The organism is Exiguobacterium sp. TNDT2, from assembly GCF_003331145.1.
Classification (GTDB): Bacteria; Bacillota; Bacilli; order Exiguobacteriales; family Exiguobacteriaceae; genus Exiguobacterium.
Window position 1 is genome coordinate 202,954 of sequence record NZ_QLVE01000004.1, and the last position, 20,461, is coordinate 223,414.

Genomic DNA, 20,461 nt, shown 5'->3' on the forward strand with positions numbered 1-20,461 from the left:
TAGAAGGGAAACGTTGATACCTATGAAACAATCGAGACTGTTCATGCCTACGCTTCGAGAAGTGCCGGCCGATGCGGAAGCCGTCAGCCATCAGCTTCTCGTCCGTGGGGGCTTCATGCGCCAAAACGCCGCTGGGATTTATTCGTATCTTCCACTCGGCCACCGCGTGTTACAAAAGATTCAAACGATTATCCGCGAAGAGATGAATCAGGCCGGAGCACAAGAGTTGCTCATGCCAGCGATTCAACCGGCGGAACTGTGGGAAGAAACGGGTCGCTGGGGTATTTATGGTCCAGAGTTGATGCGATTGACCGATCGTCACGATCGTCGCTTCGCCCTCGGTGCGACGCACGAGGAACTCATCACGTCAATCGTGCGCGATGAACTCAACTCCTACAAAAAGTTACCGGTCAACTTGTATCAGATTCAAACGAAATATCGCGACGAGCGTCGTCCACGTTTCGGACTGCTCCGGGGTCGTGAGTTCTTGATGAAAGATTCGTATTCGTTCCACGCCACACAAGATGACTTGGACGACGAATACAAGAACATGTATAACGCCTATTCCAACATCTTTGACCGCATCGGTTTAAAATATCGCCCGGTCGTAGCTGACTCGGGTGCCATCGGCGGTAAAGACACGCACGAATTCCAAGCGCTTGCCGATATCGGGGAAGACACGATCGTCTACACGGATACGTCGAACTACGCCGCCAATATCGAGATGGCAGAAACGCTCGACCGCTATGACATGCAAGCGGCCGAAGTGCTCGCTCTCGATAAGGTCGACACGAAAGACAATAAGACGATTGAAGATGTGGCGCGCTTCTTGAACGTCGACACGAAGACGACGATCAAGTCGGTCCTCTTCAACGTCGATGGCGAGACGGTCATGGCCATCGTGCGCGGCGATCACGAGGCAAACGACGTCAAAGTGAAGAACGCCCTCGGTGGACTTGACATCCAAATGGAAGACGAGGCGACGATCATCGACTTGTTCGGCTGTGAGCCGGGCACACTCGGACCGATTCAAGCCCCGGTCAAAGTCGTGGCCGATTACGCCGTCAAATATTTGGTCGACGCGGTATGTGGCGCCAACGAGGCGAACACCCATTATACGCACGTCAACGCCGAACGCGACTTGTCGCATTTGACGTATCACGACCTCCGTTTCGTCGTCGAAGGCGACATGGCACCTGACGAGTCGGGTCCGGTCCGCTTCGCTCGCGGGATTGAAGTCGGACAAGTGTTCAAGCTCGGCACGCGCTATTCAGAAGCGATGGGCGCAACGTTCTTGAACGAAGAAGGTCGGGCCGAGCCGCTCATCATGGGTTGCTACGGCATCGGCGTCTCACGCACATTGTCGGCTGTCATCGAGCAGCACCATGACGACCGTGGCATCGTCTGGCCGAAGAGTGTCGCACCGTTCGATGTTCATCTAATTGCCATCAACACGAAAGACGAGGCACAGCTCGAACTCGCGAACCGCTTGTACGCTGAACTGTCTTCTACGTATGATGTGTTGTATGATGACCGTAAAGAACGGGCCGGCGTCAAGTTCGCCGATGCTGACTTGATCGGTCTCCCGATTCGTATCAATGTCGGGAAAAAAGCGAACGAAGGGATCGTCGAAGTGAAAGTACGTGCCACTGGCGAAGTCCTTGAGACGACGGTAGATGAGTTGCCACGTGTGATCACGGCGCAACTGGACGAGGCAAAATGATCGATGAAGGTGACGGTTTCTTGCCGTCACCTTCATTTTTCGACATCGAATGATAAAAGGGGGGACTTCTCACCCGTGGAAGCTAATCAAAAAATGCAATTGCTCTTGACCGACCTCGGCATCACGACCGAAACGGATCAATTCGATGGCGCGGAGTTGACACGACTTGTCGTCAACAAACAGCGCCGGACGTGGACGTTTTATTTCCAGCTAGAACGCGTGTTGCCGTACGAGGTGTATCAACTGTTTATGAGCCGGATCGAGAGCCGGTACGCGACGTTCGCTGACGAGGTGTACGCGCGTTTCACGACGACGTCGGGCGGCGGTGAACAGGACTATATTGACTATTGGCCGCGTATCGTCAGTGAACTCAGCCAAGTGTCGGGTGCGATGCGCAGTTATTTCGCATCGGTCTCACCGCGCTTTGAGCAGAACAAATTGCTCATCCCGGTGCGCTCGGCCCCTGAGGCGAACTATGTCGATAAAGAGCTGTGCCAAGAAGTCCAGGCGCTCTATAGCGCTTATGGCTTCATGAAGAAACCTTGCCAAGCACTGTTCTCGGAGAATGAAGAAGCGAACCAAGCGCTCCGTGAACAAGTCGTGCAAGAAGATTTGGAACAAGCGAAACTCGCACTCGCAGCGCAGTTCGCCAAGGCGACCGAGACGAATGACGAACCGGTCACGGAAGTCCGGATGGGCGCCTTGATCAAGGACGAGATCGTCCCAATCAAGACGATTATCGAAGAAGAACGACGTGTCGCCATCCGTGGCCTCGTCTTCTCGGCCGAACGGAAAGAACTGAAGAGCGGGAAGAAACTGTTCACGTTCAAGATGACCGATTATACTGATTCACTCATCGTCAAAGTGTTCGCACGCGATGACGACGATGATCGGATGCTCAGCGCCGTCAAAAAAGGCATGTGGATTCAAGCGGCCGGCCGGGTCGAGGATGACAGCTTCATGCGCGAACTGTGCATGATGGCATCGCAACTGCAAGAAGTGAAAGTCGAGCCGGCCCGTGATGAATGGGCCGGTGAGAAACGCGTCGAACTGCACGCCCATACGCAGATGAGTCAAATGGACGCGGTCACGAACGTGTCGGCGCTCGTCGCCCGAGCGGCGAAATGGGGCCATCGCGCCATCGCCATCACGGATCACGCCGGCGTCCAGTCGTTCCCGGAAGCCTATTACGCCGGGAAGAAAAATGATATCAAAGTGTTGTATGGCGTCGAAGCGAACGTCGTCAATGATGGCGTGCCTGTCGCGTATCACCCGACCGATGTTCCGCTCGACGATGCGACATATGTCGTCTTCGACGTCGAGACGACCGGTCTTTCGGCGGTCTACAATAAAATCATCGAGCTCGCCGGGGTCAAAATCAAAGACGGGGAGATTATCGACCGGTTCGAGGCGTTCGCGGACCCGAAACATCCGCTCTCGGCCACGACGATTGAGCTGACGGGCATCACGGACGACATGGTCCATGGCCAGCCCGATCCGGAAGTCATCGCCAAACAGTTCGTCGACTGGTGTGGAGACAGCATCCTCGTCGCGCATAACGCATCATTCGACATGGGGTTTTTAGAAGCGACGCTTCGGAGCGGGGGCCACGAGCCGGATGACTATCCCGTCATCGACACGCTCGAGCTCGCCCGGACGATTTTGCCGACGCTCAAGAACCACCGTCTCAACACGCTCGCCAAACGATTCGATATCGAGTTGACCCAGCATCACCGGGCCATCTATGATGCCGAGGCGACGGCGTACTTGCTCATGAAACTGCTCGAACTCGCCAAACAGATGTTTGAGATGCAGACGCATCGCTCACTGAACGCGAAAGTCGGGAGCGACGTCTCGAAAATCCGTCCGTTCCATGCGACGATTTATGCGAAAACGAAAAAACCGGGACTTCGACACTTGTACGAGTTGATCTCGTTGTCCCACATCGATTATTTGTTCCGGATGGCCCGAATGCCGCGCTCGGAAATCGTGAAGCGTCGTGAAGGACTCCTCATCGGTTCGGCGTGTGACAACGGTGAAATTTTTGACGCTGCCCTAAACAAGTCCGACGACGAGCTTGAGAAGATGATGGCGTTCTATGACTTCATCGAGATTCACCCGCCGGCGCTCTATATGCATCTCATCGATAAAGAAATCGTCGCCAACGAGCTCGAGTTGCGCGAAATCATCAAGCGGATCATTCGGGTCGCCGGTCAAGCAGGTCTTCCAGTATGTGCGACCGGAAACGTCCACTACCTTGACCGGACAGACCGCTCGTACCGAGAGATCTTGATTCGGACGCAAGGTGGCGCCAACTTCATCAATACGCGGAAAGAACTCCCGCACGCCCATTTCCGGACGACGAAAGAGATGATGGAAGAGTTCAAGTTCCTCGGTGACGACCTCGCTCGCGAAATCGTCATCACGAACCCGAATGCAATCGCCGATCAAATCGAGTCGATCCAAATCATTCCGGACGACTTGTACACGCCGAAGATTGAAGGCGCCGACGATGAAGTCCGGAATATGAGTTACGACATGGCCCGCTCGATTTACGGGGAACAACTGCCGGAAATCGTCGAGGCCCGGCTCGAGAAAGAATTGAAGTCGATTATCGGTCACGGCTTTGCCGTCATCTATTTGATTTCGCATAAACTCGTCAAAAAATCGCTTGACGACGGCTATCTCGTCGGGTCACGTGGTTCGGTCGGCTCGAGTTTCGTCGCGACGATGACAGAGATCACCGAGGTCAATCCGCTCCCGCCGCATTACGTCTGTCCGAAGTGCCAACACTCGCATTTCTTCAATGACGGTTCGGTCGGGTCCGGGTATGACCTGCCTGATAAACAGTGCCCAGAGTGCGGGACGTGGTATACGAAAGACGGTCACGATATCCCGTTCGAGACGTTCCTCGGTTTCAAAGGGGACAAAGTGCCGGATATCGACTTGAACTTCTCAGGTGAATATCAACCGCACGCCCACGCCTATACGAAAGTATTGTTCGGAGAAGATTATGTGTACCGTGCGGGGACGATTGGGACAATTGCTGACAAGACGGCATATGGATATGTAAAAGGATATGCGACCGAAAACGATAAGATTTATCGGAACGCCGAAGTCGATCGGCTCGTCTCGGGTGTCACCGGCGTCAAACGGACGTCCGGGCAACACCCGGGGGGAATCATCGTCGTCCCGGATTATATGGACATCGCCGAAATTTCGCCAATCCAATATCCGGCCGATGATAAGTCGTCCGAATGGAAAACGACCCACTTTGACTTCCACTCGATTCACGATAACTTGCTCAAACTCGATATTCTCGGTCACGATGACCCGACCGCGATTCGTATGCTGCAAGATTTATCAGGCATTGATCCGAAGACGATTCCGACGGATGATCCGACCGTTATGAAAATTTTCTCGTCTCCGGACGTGCTCGGGGTCACACCGGAGCAAATCGAATCGAAGACGGGAACGCTCGGCATTCCAGAGTTCGGGACGAAGTTCGTCCGCCAAATGCTCGAGGAGACGAAACCGTCGACATTCTCTGAGCTCGTCCAAATCTCGGGACTGTCTCACGGGACCGACGTTTGGATCGGGAACGCCAACGAGCTCATCTATAATGGGACGTGCGAACTGAAAGACGTGATCGGTTGTCGTGACGACATCATGGTCTACTTGATTTATGCAGGCCTCGAACCGTCATTCGCCTTTAAAATCATGGAGTCGGTCCGAAAAGGGAAAGGTCTATCCGAAGACATGGAGACGGAGATGCGGGCCAACGACGTCCCGGAATGGTACATCTCGTCATGTAAGAAAATCAAGTACATGTTCCCGAAAGCGCACGCCACGGCGTACGTGCTCATGGCCGTCCGGATTGCCTACTTCAAAGTGCATCATCCGATTCTGTATTATGCGACGTACTTCACGGTCCGGGCCGGCGACTTCGACTTGTCGGCGATGATCAAAGGATCACAGGCCGTGCGCAAGGCGATGTCGGATATCCGTGAAAAAGGGTTCGAAGCCACGGCGAAAGACAAAGGGCTTCACACCGTGCTCGAACTCGCACTCGAGATGTTAGAGCGCGGCATGAAGTTCCAAAACATCGATTTGTATCGTTCGAGCGCGACCGAGTTCTTAATTGAAGGCAACACGCTCATCCCACCATTCAATGCGGTCGATGGCCTCGGGACGAACGCAGCGAAAGCGATCGTCGAGGCACGTGCCGAAGGACAGTTTTTATCGAAAGAGGACTTGCGCAAACGTGCCAAGCTGTCGAAGACGATCGTCGAGACGCTCGATACGATGAAATGTCTTGAAGGCCTCCCTGATGAGAACCAACTCTCGTTCTTTGATTTTGGGGTGTAAGTTGCGAAAAACCGGGAAAATATGATATATTGGTATCGAACAATGTTGGATACTACGACGGAAAGGAGTAGGGAACCCTACTCCTTTCTTGTATGTAAAAGCCAGAAGGAGGGATGAGAGTGTCCAAAATAACAGAAGTCGTCGAAGCGATCGCGTTGCCGATCGTGGAGCGTGAGAACATGGAATTGGTCGATGTCGAATTCGTGAAAGAAGGGCCAGATTGGTTCTTGCGCGTCTATATTGACAAGCCGGGGGGCGTCGATTTAGATGATTGCGTCAACATCAACGAACAACTCTCGGAAAAACTAAACGATAGCGATCCGATCGAACAAGCCTATTATCTTGACGTCTCGAGTCCCGGTGCCGAGCGACCGCTGAAAAAGCCGACCGACTTTGAACGTGCGATTGGGAAAAACGTCTATATCAAGACGTTTGCCCCGATCGAAGGTGCCAAAGAGTTCGAAGGCATTTTGACGGAATATGACGGCGAGACGGCCGTCGTCGAGACGCGCATCAAGACAAGAAAAAAAGCGATATCGCTACCGGTAGACAAAATTGCACAAGCCCGCCTAGCGGTCACGTTTAGTTAAGGAGAGGTAAAGATGGGGCCACAATTACTCACAACAATCGAACAGATTGCTAACGAAAAAGGAATCGAGAAAGAGATTATCATCGATGCGCTCGAGCAGGCGCTCATTTCGGCATATCGTCGAAACGTCGCCAACCCGAATGAAAACGTAAAAGTTGAATTCGACCAAGTGACCGGTGATATTCGTGTCTTCGCACTTCTCGAAGTCGTCGAACGTCTTTCGCATCCCGAGCAACAATTGTCGCTCGAGGAAGCGCATGAGATTGACCCGAACTACGAGTTAGGGGACTTCCATAAAGAAGAAGTCACACCGAGCGACTTCGGTCGCGTCGCGGCGATGACAGCCAAACAAGTCGTCACGCAAAAGATGCGGGAAGCCGAGCGCGAGCGCATCTATAACCACTTCGTCGATAAAGAAGACGAGATCATGACGGGGATTGTGGAGCGGTTCGACCCACGCAACTTGTATATCGGTCTTGAAAACAATATCGAAGCGGTGCTCACACCGAACGAGCAGATGCCGAATGAATCATACCAGATTCATGACCGTATCAAAGTGTACGTGACGAAAGTCGATTCGACGACGAAAGGTTCTGGCGCAGCCATTCAAGTCTCGCGGACGCATCCAGGTTTATTACGTCGCTTGTTCGAGCTCGAAGTGCCAGAAATCGCGAGCGGAACGGTCGACGTCATGTCGGTCTCACGCGAAGCGGGTGATCGCTCGAAGATTGCCGTTCATTCAGACATCGTCGATCCAGTCGGCGCTTGTGTCGGTCCGAAAGGGCAACGTGTCCAAACGATTGTCGATGAGCTCAACGGTGAGAAAATCGATATCGTTCGTTGGTCGAACGACCCGAAAGAGTTCGTGAAAAACGCACTCAGTCCGGCCCAAGTCGTTGACGTGTACGTCAATGAACCGAATAAATCGACGACGGTCGTCGTGCCAGACTATCAATTGTCACTCGCCATCGGGAAACGCGGTCAAAACGCCCGTCTTGCCGCTAAGTTGACGGGATGGAAAATTGATATCAAGAGCGAGACGGATGCAGAAGGCATGGACTTGTATGATACGTACGCCGAAAAAGTTGAACCGGAGCCAGAAATTGTTCACAATGAAGTGGAACAGACTGACTCGGTTGACGTCGCCCTCGAGCCGACAACGGTGAAAGAAGAGGAATGACCATGAAGCAAAAGAAACTTCCTTTGCGCAAATGTGTGGTCACGCAAGAAATGTTACCGAAACAAGCGTTGATTCGTGTCGTTCGGACGCCGGAAGGTGACGTCGTCATCGATATGTCCGGTAAATTGAACGGACGTGGAGCGTATTTGTCGAAAGATGCGGATGTGATTCGTTTAGCAGAGAAAAAACGGACACTCGATCATCATTTAAAAGTAAAGACGAGTGACACGCTTTATGAGCAGCTGCTTCAAGCTGTCACAGGAGCCGAATCATGAGTCAGTGGGAATCATTGTTAGGCCTTGCCGCACGGGCGAGGAAAGTAACGATGGGAGAAGAGTTTGTGTTGAAGGATGTGCGAGCTGGCCGAGCCAAACTTGTCATCCTTGCCGGAGACGCGGGAGCGTCTACGAGAAAACGGGTTACCGACAAATGTACATCGTATGGTGTTCCATTGATTGAAGTGAGCGACCGATATACGATTGGGGCTGCTTTAGGGAAAGACATGCGAGTCGTCGTGTCTGTGACAGAATCCGGATTTGCGAACAAGCTTAAGCAACTTCTCTCTTAACTATTAACGGAGGTGGATGCTTTGGGAAAACGCGTCTATGAATTTGCAAAAGAACAGAATGTAACAAGTAAACAAGTCATTACTCAGCTCGAGAAAATGAACAAGCCAGTGAAAAACCACATGGCTGTCTTAGATGAAGAATCGGTCAAGCAACTCGACCGTGTCTTCAACCCTGAGAAATACCGCTCGGCTGACAAACAAGAAAAACCAGCTGCCACGAAACCAGCTGAAACGAAGGCTACCGAGTCGAAACCTGCTGCCAAGCAAGACGCACCGAAAGCTCGCCCACAAGCGTCTAGCGGTCAAAGCAACCAAGCGGGCAACCGTGGTGGCAATCGCTTCGGCAACAACCGCAACGACAACCGCAACAAAAAGCGCGGTGGTAAATTCAAAGGCAAACCTGCGAAAGCAGCCGTGCCATTAGAAGCGGATCCAAATTCAAAAACGAGTCAACGTAAAGCGGCTCGTTTGGCACAAGAGTCTGAAATGGGCAACGTCATCAAGTACGATGATGTCCTCAGCGTATCGGACCTCGCTGCGAAGATGGATAAAAAGCCAAACGAGATCATCATGAAGTTGATGGGTCTTGGTGTCATGGCGACAATCAACCAAACGCTTGATGACGAGACGATTGAGTTGCTTGCAACTGAATTCGGTTATGAAGTCGAGAAAGAAGTACTCATCGATGAGACGGACTTTGAAGAAGTAGAAATCGACTTCTCTGAGTACGAACTTGTTGAGCGTCCTGCTGTCGTCACGATCATGGGTCACGTCGACCACGGTAAGACAACCCTTCTTGACTCGATTCGCAACACGAAAGTCGTCGCTGGTGAAGCCGGTGGGATCACGCAGCACATCGGTGCTTATCAAGTTGAAGTCAACGATAAAAAGATCACGTTCCTCGATACACCAGGTCACGCCGCCTTTACGACGATGCGTGCCCGTGGAGCCGAAGTGACGGATATCGCGATTATCGTTGTCGCAGCGGATGACGGCGTCATGCCACAGACAGAAGAAGCCATCTCACACGCGAAAGCGGCAAACGTGCCGATCATCGTCGCGGTGAACAAAATGGATAAAGAAGGCGCAAACCCTGACCGCGTCAAACAAGAATTGACAGAGTTCGGACTTGTACCGGAAGAGTGGGGCGGCGAAACGATTTTCGTACCGATCTCAGCTTTGAAAGACGAGGGAATCGATGAGTTGCTCGAGATGATTTTACTCGTTTCAGAAGTCGAAGAGTACAAGTCGACGCCTGAAATGCCAGCTCGCGGTTCGGTCATCGAAGCGAAGCTCGATAAAGGTCGCGGTCCTGTCGCCACGCTTCTCGTTCAACACGGGACACTCCGGATTGGTGACTCGATCGTCGTCGGTAGCACGTTCGGTCGCGTCCGGGCCATGGTCAACGATATCGGTCGTCGTGTGAAAGAAGTCGGTCCATCGACACCAATCGAGATCACAGGATTGAACGATGTTCCACAAGCCGGTGACCAGTTCATCGTTTTCGAAGACGAGAAGAAAGCACGTGCGATCGGGGAAAAACGTTACCAACGTTACCTCGAATCACAACGTCGCGAATCGGCTAAAGTCAGTCTCGACGACTTGTTCAGCCGTATTCAAGAAGGCGAAGTCAAAGACTTGAACGTCATCATCAAAGCAGACGTTCAAGGTTCGGCTGAAGCACTCGCTGGTTCACTCCGCAAAATCGACGTCGCAGGCGTCAAAATCAACATCGTCCACCAAGGTGTCGGTGCCATCACAGAAGGTGACGTCATTCTCGCTTCGGCGGCGAATGCGATCATCATCGGATTCAACGTCCGCCCAGATGGTAACGCCCGGTCGATGGCCGAGCAAGAGCATGTTGAAATGCGTCTGCACCGCATCATTTATAACGCAATCGATGAAATCGAGAGCGCGATGAAAGGGATGCTCGACCCTGAGTTCGTTGAAGAAATCATTGGACAGGTTGAAGTCCGTGACGTCTTCAAAGTCTCGAAAGTCGGTACGATTGCCGGCTGTTATGTCACAGAAGGTAAAATCTCACGCGACGCCGGCGTCCGCATCATCCGTAACGGGATTGTTGTGTACGAAGGAAAACTCGATACGCTCCGCCGCTTCAAAGACGACGTCAAAGAAGTCGCGACAGGCTACGAGTGTGGGATTAAAGTAGAGAAGTTCGACGACATCAAAGTGGAGGACGTTATTGAAGCGTTCATCATGAAAGAAGTCGAACGTAAATAAAGCGAGGAGGGAACACGTATGAACATTCGTGCCCAACGCGTCGCAGAGCAGATGCGTAAAGAAATCACAGATATCTTGCTCCGTGAAGTCAACGACCCACGTACGAAGAACGCTACAATTACAAGCGTCGACGTGACAGGAGACTTGCAGCAAGCGACAGCCTACTACACGGTGCTCGGAGACGACGCCACGGTGAAGGCTGAAACGCAAGCTGGTCTTGATAAGGCGAGCGCATTTATTCGCCGCGAGATCGGTAGCCGCATCCGTCTTCGGAAAACACCAGAATTGTCGTTCGAATACGATTCATCGGTCGCATATGGTAGTCATATCGATTCATTGATTCGTGACTTAAATCGGAACGACCAATAAATTGAAGGGGGGACTCGTGTCTCCCCTTTTTTGATGGGAGGAATTCAAGTGGAACCAACAGGTGTTTTGGTTTTAGATAAAGACAGCGGCATGACGAGCCACGACTGTGTATTCAAGCTCCGTAAATTGTTCCAAACGAAAAAAGTCGGACATACCGGCACGCTCGACCCGGAAGTGACCGGGGTGTTGCCAATCTGCCTCGGTCGGGCGACGAAACTGTCGCGCTTTTTGACGGACGAAGGGAAACGCTACGCCGCGGAGATCACGATCGGGACGGCGACGATGACCGAGGATGCCCATGGCGAAGTCGTCGAGAGGCGCGAAGTCGGTCCGGAAGCGTTCACTGCTGCAGACATCGATCATGTCCTCGAGACGTTGACAGGAAAGATCGAGCAAATCCCACCGTACTTCTCTGCCGTCAAAGTGAACGGAAAGAAATTATACGAATACGCCCGGAAAGGTCAGACGGTGGAACGGCCGCGCCGCATCGTCGAGATTCGTCGCCTCGTCCGGACGAATGAGCCGGTCATCGAAGACGGTGTCTGCCGTTTCCGTGTCGATGTCGAGTGCGGCAAAGGGACATTCATCCGGACGCTCGCCGTCCAAATCGGAGAGAGGCTCGGCTATCCGGCCCATATGAGCGACCTACGGCGGACGCGGTCTGGCTCTTTCGAGGAGACGGCCGCTGTCACGTTGCAGCAACTCAACGAGATGGAGACGGTCGAGGAGCGCATGAACCACCTCATCCCGCTTGAAGACGTCATCAAGCGTTGGCCTGCCGTGACGATTCCGGCCAATCGAGAACGGTATATTCGAAACGGGGGGCGTTTGAACGACGTCTCGCTCGAATTTGAACTGTTTACTGTCTATAATGAAGAAGGAATTCCACTTGCCCTCTATCGACGGCTTGACGGAACAACAGACGCAACTGTCGAGGTCATGTTGACCATCGACTAAAGGGGAGATTGAAGTATGGAAACGATCCATCTGACTTATCCTGAGACACCGACCCTCGTCCCATCGGTCATGGTCCTCGGATTTTTCGACGGCGTCCACACCGGACATCAGGCCGTGATTCGGCATGCGCAGACGCAAGCGACACAGCTCGACGTTCCTGTGACCGTGATCACGTTCGACCCGCACCCGAAACAAGTGCTATCGAACAAACCGGATGCGGTCCGGTATATCACACCGCTCCAGCGGAAATTGGACCGGATTGCCGGACTCGGTGTCGAACGGTGTATCGTCATCACGTTCACGAAAGAGTTGGCGAGCTTGTCACCACAACAATTCGTGGATGACTATTTAATCGGTGCCGGTGCGGTCCACGTGACGGCAGGGTTTGACTACTCGTACGGCAAATTCGGGGAAGGGACGATGGAGACGTTGCCGTATCATGCACGCGGTCGCTTCACGACATCGGTCGTCGCCGAACAGATGAGCGGCGGCGAAAAAGTGTCGTCGACGCGGATTCGTCAGTTGCTCGGTGCCGGAGACGTCGATGTGGCGAGCGAGTTGCTCGGCACGCCGTACGTCATCTGTGGGGAAGTCATCCACGGTGACGCCCGTGGCCGGACGATCGGTTACCCGACGGCGAACGTCGTCATGGACGCGTCGTACGTCATGCCGCGGCTCGGCGTCTACGCGACGCGTGTACGGCTTCAAGACGGCCGGACGTTCGACGCCATGACGAACGTCGGGCGGCGCCCGACGTTTTATACGACCGGGGACGTCTCGATCGAGAGCCACTTGTTCGATTTTTCAGAGGACCTATACGGGCAACTGATCGAGATTGAATGGATGCATTACTTGCGTGACGAGCGAGCGTTCGACGGACTCGACGCGCTTATCGCTCAACTCAAACAAGATGAGACAGCTGCCCGGGCAATCCTGTCTTGACTTTGAATGGGCGGTACGGTATCCTAATTTGGTACGCAAAGTACACCGCTTCGCTTGGCTGGACGATTCACCAACGACGGCTCGGCAACGCGGCAATTTTCTATTAAATGGAGGTGGAGAGGCAATGGCACTCTCAAAAGAACGTAAAAACGAAATCATCGCGGAATACGCGACAAAACAAGGTGACACTGGTTCACCGGAAGTTCAAGTTGCAGTATTGACTGAACAAATCAACACTTTGAACGAACATCTTCGTACACACAAGAAAGACCACCACTCACGTCGCGGTCTTTTGAAAATGGTTGGACGTCGCCGTAACTTGCTTACGTACCTTCGTAACAAGGACGTTACACGTTACCGTGAATTGATTCAACGCCTTGGTCTCCGTCGTTAATCCGAACGGACCATGTGACGGACTGGGACACTTGTTCCTAGTCCGTTTCTTCTTTTTTGGGAGGAAAATCATTAGACATTCATATGAATGAGTTACATAATAAACTAGATAAGGTTTGAGAGGAGAATGTTCATGTTAGGTACGAAACAAGTCTTTTCTACTGAATGGGGCGGTCGTCCGCTATCTGTAGAAGTGGGGCAACTTGCAAAACAAGCAAACGGCTCGGCACTCGTCCGTTATGGGGACACGGTCGTGCTCGCCACGGTCACAGCATCGAAAGCGCCGAAGGATTTAGATTTCTTCCCGCTCACGGTCAACTATGAAGAAAAATTATATTCGGTCGGTAAAATTCCAGGAGGTTTCCTCCGTCGGGAAGGACGTCCGGGTGAGAACGCGATTTTGACATCACGTCTCATCGACCGTCCGATTCGTCCGCTTTTCCCGGACGGCTTCCGTCACGATATTCAAGTGATGATTTACGTCATGTCGAACGATCCAGACTGCTCGGCTGAGATGGCCGGTATGCTTGGAACGTCGATCGCACTCTCGATCTCAGATATCCCGTTCGACGGTCCGATCGCCGGAGCGACAGTCGGACGCGTCGACGGTGAGTTCGTCGTCAACCCGACGACGGCTCAGCTCGAACAGACGGACCTCGAACTCCAAGTCGCCGGAACGGCAACTGCAATCAACATGGTTGAAGCAGGCGCGAACGAAGTACCGGAAGACGTCATGCTCGAGTCGATTTTGTTCGGTCACGAAGAAATCAAGAAATTGGTCGCGTTCCAAACAGAAATCGTGGAAGCTGTCGGGAAACCGAAGTTCGAATACACGGTATCGAAGTTTGATGACGCTTTGACGGCTGAGCTCGAAGCAGCTCGTCCAGAAATCAACGCCGCGGTCCAAGTCGAAGAGAAGCATGCACGTGACGAAGCCATCAACGAAGTGATTGCCAAATACGTAACTGCCTATGAAGCAACGCTCGCTGACGAACCAGCCAAGTTGAAAGAAGTGTCTGGCATCTTAAACAAGTTCGTCAAAGACGAAGTCCGCCGTTTAATCACGGTCGACAAGGTTCGTCCGGACGGTCGTCGCCCGGAAGTCATCCGCCCGCTCGCGTCAGAAACCGGCTTATTGCCACGCGCCCACGGTGTCGGCTTGTTCACACGTGGACAAACACAAGTCATGTCGGTCGCGACACTCGGCGTCATCGGAGATGCTCAAATCATCGACGGCATCGGGTTAGAAGAGAACAAGCGCTTCATGCACCACTATAACTTCCCGCCGTTCTCGGTCGGAGAAGCTCGTCCGGTGCGTGCGCCAGGTCGTCGTGAAATCGGTCACGGTGCCCTCGGAGAACGTGCACTTCTTCCAATCATCCCGAAAGAAGCCGACTTCCCGTACACGATTCGTCTCGTCTCGGAAGTACTCGAGTCGAACGGTTCGAGTTCACAGGCGTCAATCTGTGGTTCGACACTCGCCCTCATGGACGCAGGTGTGCCGATCAAGGCACCGGTTGCCGGGATTGCAATGGGTCTCATCATGGAAGGCGAACACTATACGGTCCTCACTGACATCCAAGGTCTCGAAGATCATCTTGGCGACATGGACTTCAAAGTAGCAGGAACGAAAGACGGGATCACGGCGCTCCAAATGGATATCAAAATTGCCGGGATTACGCGTGAGATTTTGGAAGAGGCACTCGAACAAGCACGTTCAGGCCGTCTCCATATCTTGAACCATATGCTTGAGACGCTCGACGCACCGCGTCCGCAGTTGTCGAAGTATGCCCCGAAAATCGTGACGATGACGATCAATCCGGACAAGATCCGCGACGTGATCGGACCGGGCGGGAAGATGATCAACAGCATCATCGACCAAACGGGTGTCAAAATCGATATCGAGCAAGACGGTACCGTCTTCATCGCGTCGACCGATCAAGAAGGCATCGACATGGCAATGGCCCTCATCGGCGACATCGTCCGCGAAGTCGTCGTCGGCGAAGAGTTCGATGCGACCGTTCGTCGTATTGAGAAGTTCGGCGCGTTCGTCGAGTTGTTCAAAGGCAAGGACGCGCTTGTCCACGTCTCTGAGTTCAGCTTAGAGCGTGTCGCGAACGTTGAAGACGTCGTTAAACTCGGCGATACAATTAAAGTCCGCGTGACGGAAATCGATGACAAAGGCCGAGTCAACGCTTCGCACAAAGTGCTGATCCTGGAAGGATTGTCACCGGAAGAACGCGAAGCATATGAAGCCAAACGCAAAGCGCAGCGCGAAAGCCGTCCACCACGTGACAGCCGTCCGCCGCGTCGTGACGGAGACCGTCGTCCGCCACGCTCGACAAACTAAACATGATGGCCATCGTCTGGTGCGATGGCCTTTTTCATAGGAGTGATAACATGGAATGGATCACATTAGACAACGGCGTCCGCATCGTGATTGAACCGATGGCGGATGTGCGCAGCACGTCGACCGGCGTCTTCATCAAAGCCGGCACCCGGACCGAAGACATGACCGAGATCGGCATCAGTCACTTGATTGAACATATGTTGTTTAAAGGAACAAAGACACGAACCGCAAAAGAGATTGCGTCGTTCTTTGATGAACTTGGCGGAAGCGTGAACGCGTTCACGTCGAAAGATCATACGTGCTATTACGTGAAGACGCTCGACGAACACGCGGTCATCGCCTTCGATGCCCTCGCCGATATGCTGTTTGACTCGCTATTTGATGAGACCGAGCTCGAGAAAGAGAAGCGGGTCGTCTTAGAAGAGATTAAAATGTATGAGGACACCCCGGAAGACCTCGTCCACGAGCTGCTCGCGAAAGCCGTCTATAAGGACGATATCCTCGCCGAGCCGATTCTCGGGACGGAAACGAGTGTCCTCGGCCTATCACGTGAGCAATTGCTCCGCTACGTCGCCTCGACGTATACGGGCAACCGTGTCGTCGTCTCGATCGCCGGCCACGTGCCGGACGAGTTGGTCGAGGCGGTCAAGAGAAGGTTTGCCGACCTTCCAACAGGGGAATCACCGAAAGAATCGACGGCGCCGATCTTGTATAGCGACGTGGTGAAAAAACAGAAAGAGACGGAGCAGGCACATCTGTGCTGGAACTTCGAGGCGATCGCCGCCAAAGACGACCGGCTTCCGCATCTGGCATTGTTGAACAATGCGATCGGGGCGACGATGTCGTCACGGCTGTTCCAGTCGATTCGCGAAGAGGAAGGCCTCGCCTACTCGATTTACTCGTACTATACGACGTTCGACGATCACGGCACGTTCACGATCTATATCGGGACCTCACCAGAAACGCTCACGCAAGTCGAGACGATCATGACACGTGAGCTCGAGACGCTGAAAGCGGACGGGCTGTCCGACGAAGAGGTCGAGAAAGGCAAACGGCAATTGAAAGGGTCGCTCGTCCTCGGGAACGAGAGCACGAGCGCGCGCATGAACCGTAATGGGCGCAACCTCGTCCTGCTCGACTTTGTCGAAGACTTGAACGATGTGCTCGACAACGTCGATCGCATCGAAACGCATGACGTCAACGCCCTCATCAGCGAGGTGCTCGGCCACGCCCCTGCCAAATCATATGTCCTTCCGTCCGAAGACTGACTTGAAACCGAATTGTAAGTTCTCTACACTGATTAAGAGGTATTCTTTACTTTGGACAGGAACAGGTGAAAGAAGGGAAAGACTTGAACTTAACGGATTTAGCTAACCACATCCAATTGATTAATCAACCAAACTTACAAGGCATCACGGTGACCCATGTGACGACCGACTCGCGTGAAGTCGTCCCTGGGACACTTTTCGTCGCCATTAAAGGCTATACGGTCGACGGTCACGACTACGCTGATTTAGCAGTCACTAAAGGCGCAGTCGCTGTCGTCAGTGAACGACCACTCTCTCTTAGTGTGCCGAATTTGATCGTGCGTGACAGTATGCGTACAGTCGGTCTATTGGCGTCTGTGTTCTATCAATATCCGTCTGAGCAGATGCGTCTGTTCGGGATCACGGGAACGAATGGCAAGACGACGACGACGACCATTTTACGCGACGTCCTCACCGAGCTCGGACATAGCACCGGCTTAATTGGCACGGTCGAAGTCCGCATCAACGATACGATCGTCCCGAGCAAAAACACGACGCCGCAAAGTTCTGAGTTGCAACAGTTGCTCGCCCGAATGCGCGAAGAAGGCGTCACCGATGTGATGATGGAAGTGTCATCGCATGGACTCGAACTCGGCCGGGTCATCGGAACGGACTTCGATATCGTCGGCTTCACGAACTTGACGCACGACCATCTTGATTTCCACGGTACGTTCGAGAACTACGCACGCGCGAAAGGCTTATTGTTTGCGCAACTCGGACAGATGGCGTCGCGTCACAAAGTCGCCGTGTTGAACGCAGACGATCCGTACAGCAAGTTGTATGAGACGATGACGGGCGCACGAGTGATTACGTATGCGATTGACGAAATGGCTGACGTGACGGCATCAGATATCGTTCAGACGCTGTCAGATACGAGCTTTTGCCTCAACTATCAAGGCGAGCGCCATCCGTTGACGGTTCAATTTATCGGCCGGTTCAACGTGTATAACATCTTGCTCGCGACCGGTTGCCTGATTGCCGCCGGTTATCGCTTGCCCGAGATCGTTCAGGCGCTCGAGTCGATTCATCCCGCCAAAGGGCGGATGCAACGCCTTGACGTGCCGGGTTATAACGTGTATGCGGACTATGCGCATACACCGGACGGCATCGAGCAATGCTTGAAGTCACTCGTCGGCGTCCCGAAAGAGAAAATCGTGTTCTTGATTGGCACCGGTGGAAATCGTGACGTCACGAAACGTCCGACGATGGGAGCGATGGCCTCGAAATATGCGGGCACGGTCGTCATCACGACGGATGACCCGCGCTTTGAAGCGTATGACTCGATCACGAGCGGAATCGCCGCCGGAATGACCCACGACAACTTTGTTGAAATCGGGGATCGGGAAGAGGCTGTCCGTTATGCGGCTCAGTTGGCCGAACCAGACAATATCGTTGTGTTGGCCGGAAAAGGGCATGAGAAATATCAAATCATCGGTAATGAGAAAATTCCGCTAGATGAAGAAGCGATCGTCCGAGCGACAATTTTGAAGACGGAGGAAATATGATTTATGGCAGTACAACCGATCACCTTGACAGAGAAAGAGCATGACCAGTTCGTCAAAACGCACGACCGCGGGGACTTGCTTCAGCTTTCGAGTTGGGCCGACGTCAAACGACAAAACGGCTGGTTCGCCGAGCGGATCGCCGTCGCGACCAATGGTGTGACGAGCGGGGTCGCGTTACTCTTGTTCAAACGCGTACCTAAACTTCCGTTCACGCTTTGCTACGCGCCGCGCGGTTTCGTCGTCGACTATGACGATGTGGCTTCGTTGACCGCGTTGACCGAAGAAGCGAAACGGGTCGCCAAAGCGAATAAAGCGATTACCGTGAAAATCGACCCGAATATCGACCGGGATGAAGTTCCTGGTCTCTTGACAGAGATGTCGAGTCTTGGCTTCGCCCATAAAGGATACGGTGGCGGGTTCGATTACGCCCAGCCTCGGTTCACGATGGAGACGGACTTGCGTCCGAGCGCGAAAGAGATTTTTGGCAAGTTCCATCATAAGTTCCGCTATAACGTGCGTTTGGCAGAACGAAAAGGAATCGTCTGCACGGAAGTCGGTCGCGATGGTCTCCAGACGTTCGCGGAGTTGATGAAAGTGACGGGCGAGCGGGACGGCTTTGCCATCCGCGGCCTTGATTACTTCGAGAACTTATACGATTGCCTGCAGCCAGGGGACGCGCGTCTGTTCTTGACGAAACTCGAACCGAAGCTCGCGCTCGACCAACAGATGGCCACGCTCGAAAAAGCCGAACGTGACCTCGGCAAGATTGAACGTTCCCTCGAGACGGAGACGGTCGAGAAGAAACGGACAAGTCTGTTGAACCGTCAAAAGCAGACGGGCGAACAGATTGAAAAGATTAAAGCTGCGTTGCCGGAACTGAACGAGTTGCACGACGAGTACCCGAACGGGCTCGTCTTATCGGGCGGTCTGTTGACGTTAGCCGGCCGACGCTCGTATTACTTGTACGGTGCGTCTTCGAACGAGTTCCGTGACTTCATGCCGAACCACCTCATGCAATGGACGATGATGCAAGCGGCCAAGGCGAGCGGGGCCGAACGCTACGATTTTGGTGGCGTATCGGGTAGCACGGAGCCTGATGACGAGTATGCAGGGCTTTATGCGTTCAAGTCGGGCTGGGGAAGCGATTTGATTGAGAAAGTCGGCGAGTTCGACCTCGTCTTGAATCGTCCGCTCTATTTCGCCCTCGAGACAGGATTACCGCTTGTCAAAGGACTTCGTAAACGGTTGCGCAGATGAAATGGACCGGCGTTTTGACGTTCGCGATGACGGCGTTTCTAGTCGGAATCTTTTTAGCGTACACGTTGTCACGTCCGGGCCCGATGCCGTGGGTCGATGAACCGACATTTGAGGCGGGGATGTGTGAACGCAACCCGCGCTCAGAAAACGTCATCGTCGAGCGCAGTGAAAAGGCGTTCGCAAAGCTGCATCCGCATGTCCGTGAGCGAAGCGAGTCGTTCGTACGCTTGGCCTACTCATGCCTTGGCCTCGAGGTACGTCTGACGTCAGGTTATCGTTCGGCTGATGAGCAGAATGCGCTCTACGCTCAAGGTCGCACCAAACCGGGACAGGTCGTGACGAACGCCAAAGCGGGCGAGAGCTACCATAACTATGGGCTCGCCGTCGACTTCGTCATCATCCATGACAATCGGGCCGACTACGATTTGGAGTCAGACCACAACCGGTCAGGCGAACCCGATTGGCAAGAGTTAGGAAACCTTGGCAAGGCGCTCGGCTTTGAATGGGGCGGGGATTGGAGAAGTTTTCCGGACTATCCACACTTACAAATGGACTTCGGCTTGTCGATTCGTCAGCTTGCTTCCGGGAAACGCCCGGACAACAAAGCGACGATGCCGCTCGCTGATGTGATGAAACCTCTCGTCGATTGAACGGAAATGTTGGCATATGGGCAGTTTTCCGATACAATATTCAGTAGCGATAAGTGGACGAA

Annotated in this window: 16 protein-coding genes; all 16 read left to right on the forward strand. The window is 53.3% G+C overall.

Features of this window, described 5'->3' with window-relative positions:
* Window positions 1–22: 22 nt before the first annotated feature.
* Complete coding sequence (locus DPV68_RS04300; RefSeq protein WP_114165574.1) at window positions 23–1,723, forward strand: proline--tRNA ligase; 1,701 nt, start codon at window positions 23–25, stop codon at window positions 1,721–1,723.
* 75 nt (window positions 1,724–1,798) lie between these two features.
* Window positions 1,799–6,091, forward strand: a complete 4,293-nt coding sequence (locus DPV68_RS04305) for a PolC-type DNA polymerase III (protein WP_114165575.1) — start codon at window positions 1,799–1,801, stop codon at window positions 6,089–6,091.
* A 119-nt stretch (window positions 6,092–6,210) separates the two neighbouring features.
* Window positions 6,211–6,681 (forward strand): ribosome maturation factor RimP, encoded by a 471-nt coding sequence (rimP, locus tag DPV68_RS04310; protein ID WP_034777274.1) that lies wholly within the window; start codon window positions 6,211–6,213, stop codon window positions 6,679–6,681.
* 12 nt (window positions 6,682–6,693) lie between these two features.
* The gene (nusA, locus tag DPV68_RS04315; RefSeq protein ID WP_114165576.1) at window positions 6,694–7,860 is read left to right on the forward strand and encodes a transcription termination factor NusA; all 1,167 of its coding nucleotides are present in this window, start codon (window positions 6,694–6,696) and stop codon (window positions 7,858–7,860) included.
* 2 nt (window positions 7,861–7,862) lie between these two features.
* On the forward strand, window positions 7,863–8,135 hold the full coding sequence (gene rnpM / locus DPV68_RS04320; protein ID WP_114165577.1) for an RNase P modulator RnpM: 273 nt from the start codon (window positions 7,863–7,865) through the stop codon (window positions 8,133–8,135).
* On the forward strand, window positions 8,132–8,428 hold the full coding sequence (locus tag DPV68_RS04325) for a YlxQ family RNA-binding protein (RefSeq protein WP_021067159.1): 297 nt from the start codon (window positions 8,132–8,134) through the stop codon (window positions 8,426–8,428). Before rnpM ends, DPV68_RS04325 begins: the two co-directional genes overlap by 4 nt.
* Window positions 8,429–8,449: 21 nt before the next feature.
* Window positions 8,450–10,669, forward strand: coding sequence for a translation initiation factor IF-2 (infB, locus tag DPV68_RS04330; RefSeq protein WP_114165578.1), 2,220 nt, complete (start codon window positions 8,450–8,452; stop codon window positions 10,667–10,669).
* Between the two features lie 18 nt (window positions 10,670–10,687).
* Window positions 10,688–11,038, forward strand: coding sequence for a 30S ribosome-binding factor RbfA (gene rbfA, locus DPV68_RS04335; RefSeq protein WP_021067161.1), 351 nt, complete (start codon window positions 10,688–10,690; stop codon window positions 11,036–11,038).
* 48 nt (window positions 11,039–11,086) lie between these two features.
* Window positions 11,087–11,995, forward strand: coding sequence for a tRNA pseudouridine(55) synthase TruB (gene truB / locus DPV68_RS04340; protein WP_114165625.1), 909 nt, complete (start codon window positions 11,087–11,089; stop codon window positions 11,993–11,995).
* Between the two features lie 15 nt (window positions 11,996–12,010).
* Entirely contained in the window at window positions 12,011–12,937 is a 927-nt protein-coding gene (locus DPV68_RS04345; RefSeq protein ID WP_114165579.1) for a bifunctional riboflavin kinase/FAD synthetase, read from the forward strand.
* A gap of 124 nt (window positions 12,938–13,061) precedes the next feature.
* A complete protein-coding gene (gene rpsO, locus DPV68_RS04350; protein WP_016508254.1) occupies window positions 13,062–13,331 on the forward strand; it encodes a 30S ribosomal protein S15 in 270 nt (89 codons plus the stop codon).
* A gap of 132 nt (window positions 13,332–13,463) precedes the next feature.
* Complete coding sequence (pnp, locus tag DPV68_RS04355; protein ID WP_114165580.1) at window positions 13,464–15,680, forward strand: polyribonucleotide nucleotidyltransferase; 2,217 nt, start codon at window positions 13,464–13,466, stop codon at window positions 15,678–15,680.
* Window positions 15,681–15,730: 50 nt separating this feature from the next.
* A complete protein-coding gene (locus DPV68_RS04360; RefSeq protein WP_114165581.1) occupies window positions 15,731–16,948 on the forward strand; it encodes a M16 family metallopeptidase in 1,218 nt (405 codons plus the stop codon).
* 83 nt (window positions 16,949–17,031) lie between these two features.
* Entirely contained in the window at window positions 17,032–18,492 is a 1,461-nt protein-coding gene (locus tag DPV68_RS04365; RefSeq protein WP_232819492.1) for a UDP-N-acetylmuramoyl-L-alanyl-D-glutamate--2,6-diaminopimelate ligase, read from the forward strand.
* Window positions 18,493–18,495: 3 nt separating this feature from the next.
* Window positions 18,496–19,749 carry a lipid II:glycine glycyltransferase FemX gene (locus DPV68_RS04370; RefSeq protein WP_114165583.1) on the forward strand — a complete coding sequence of 418 codons (1,254 nt, stop codon included), beginning with the start codon at window positions 18,496–18,498 and terminating at the stop codon, window positions 19,747–19,749.
* Window positions 19,746–20,399 (forward strand): M15 family metallopeptidase, encoded by a 654-nt coding sequence (locus tag DPV68_RS04375; protein ID WP_114165584.1) that lies wholly within the window; start codon window positions 19,746–19,748, stop codon window positions 20,397–20,399. Before DPV68_RS04370 ends, DPV68_RS04375 begins: the two co-directional genes overlap by 4 nt.
* Window positions 20,400–20,461 lie beyond the last annotated feature (62 nt).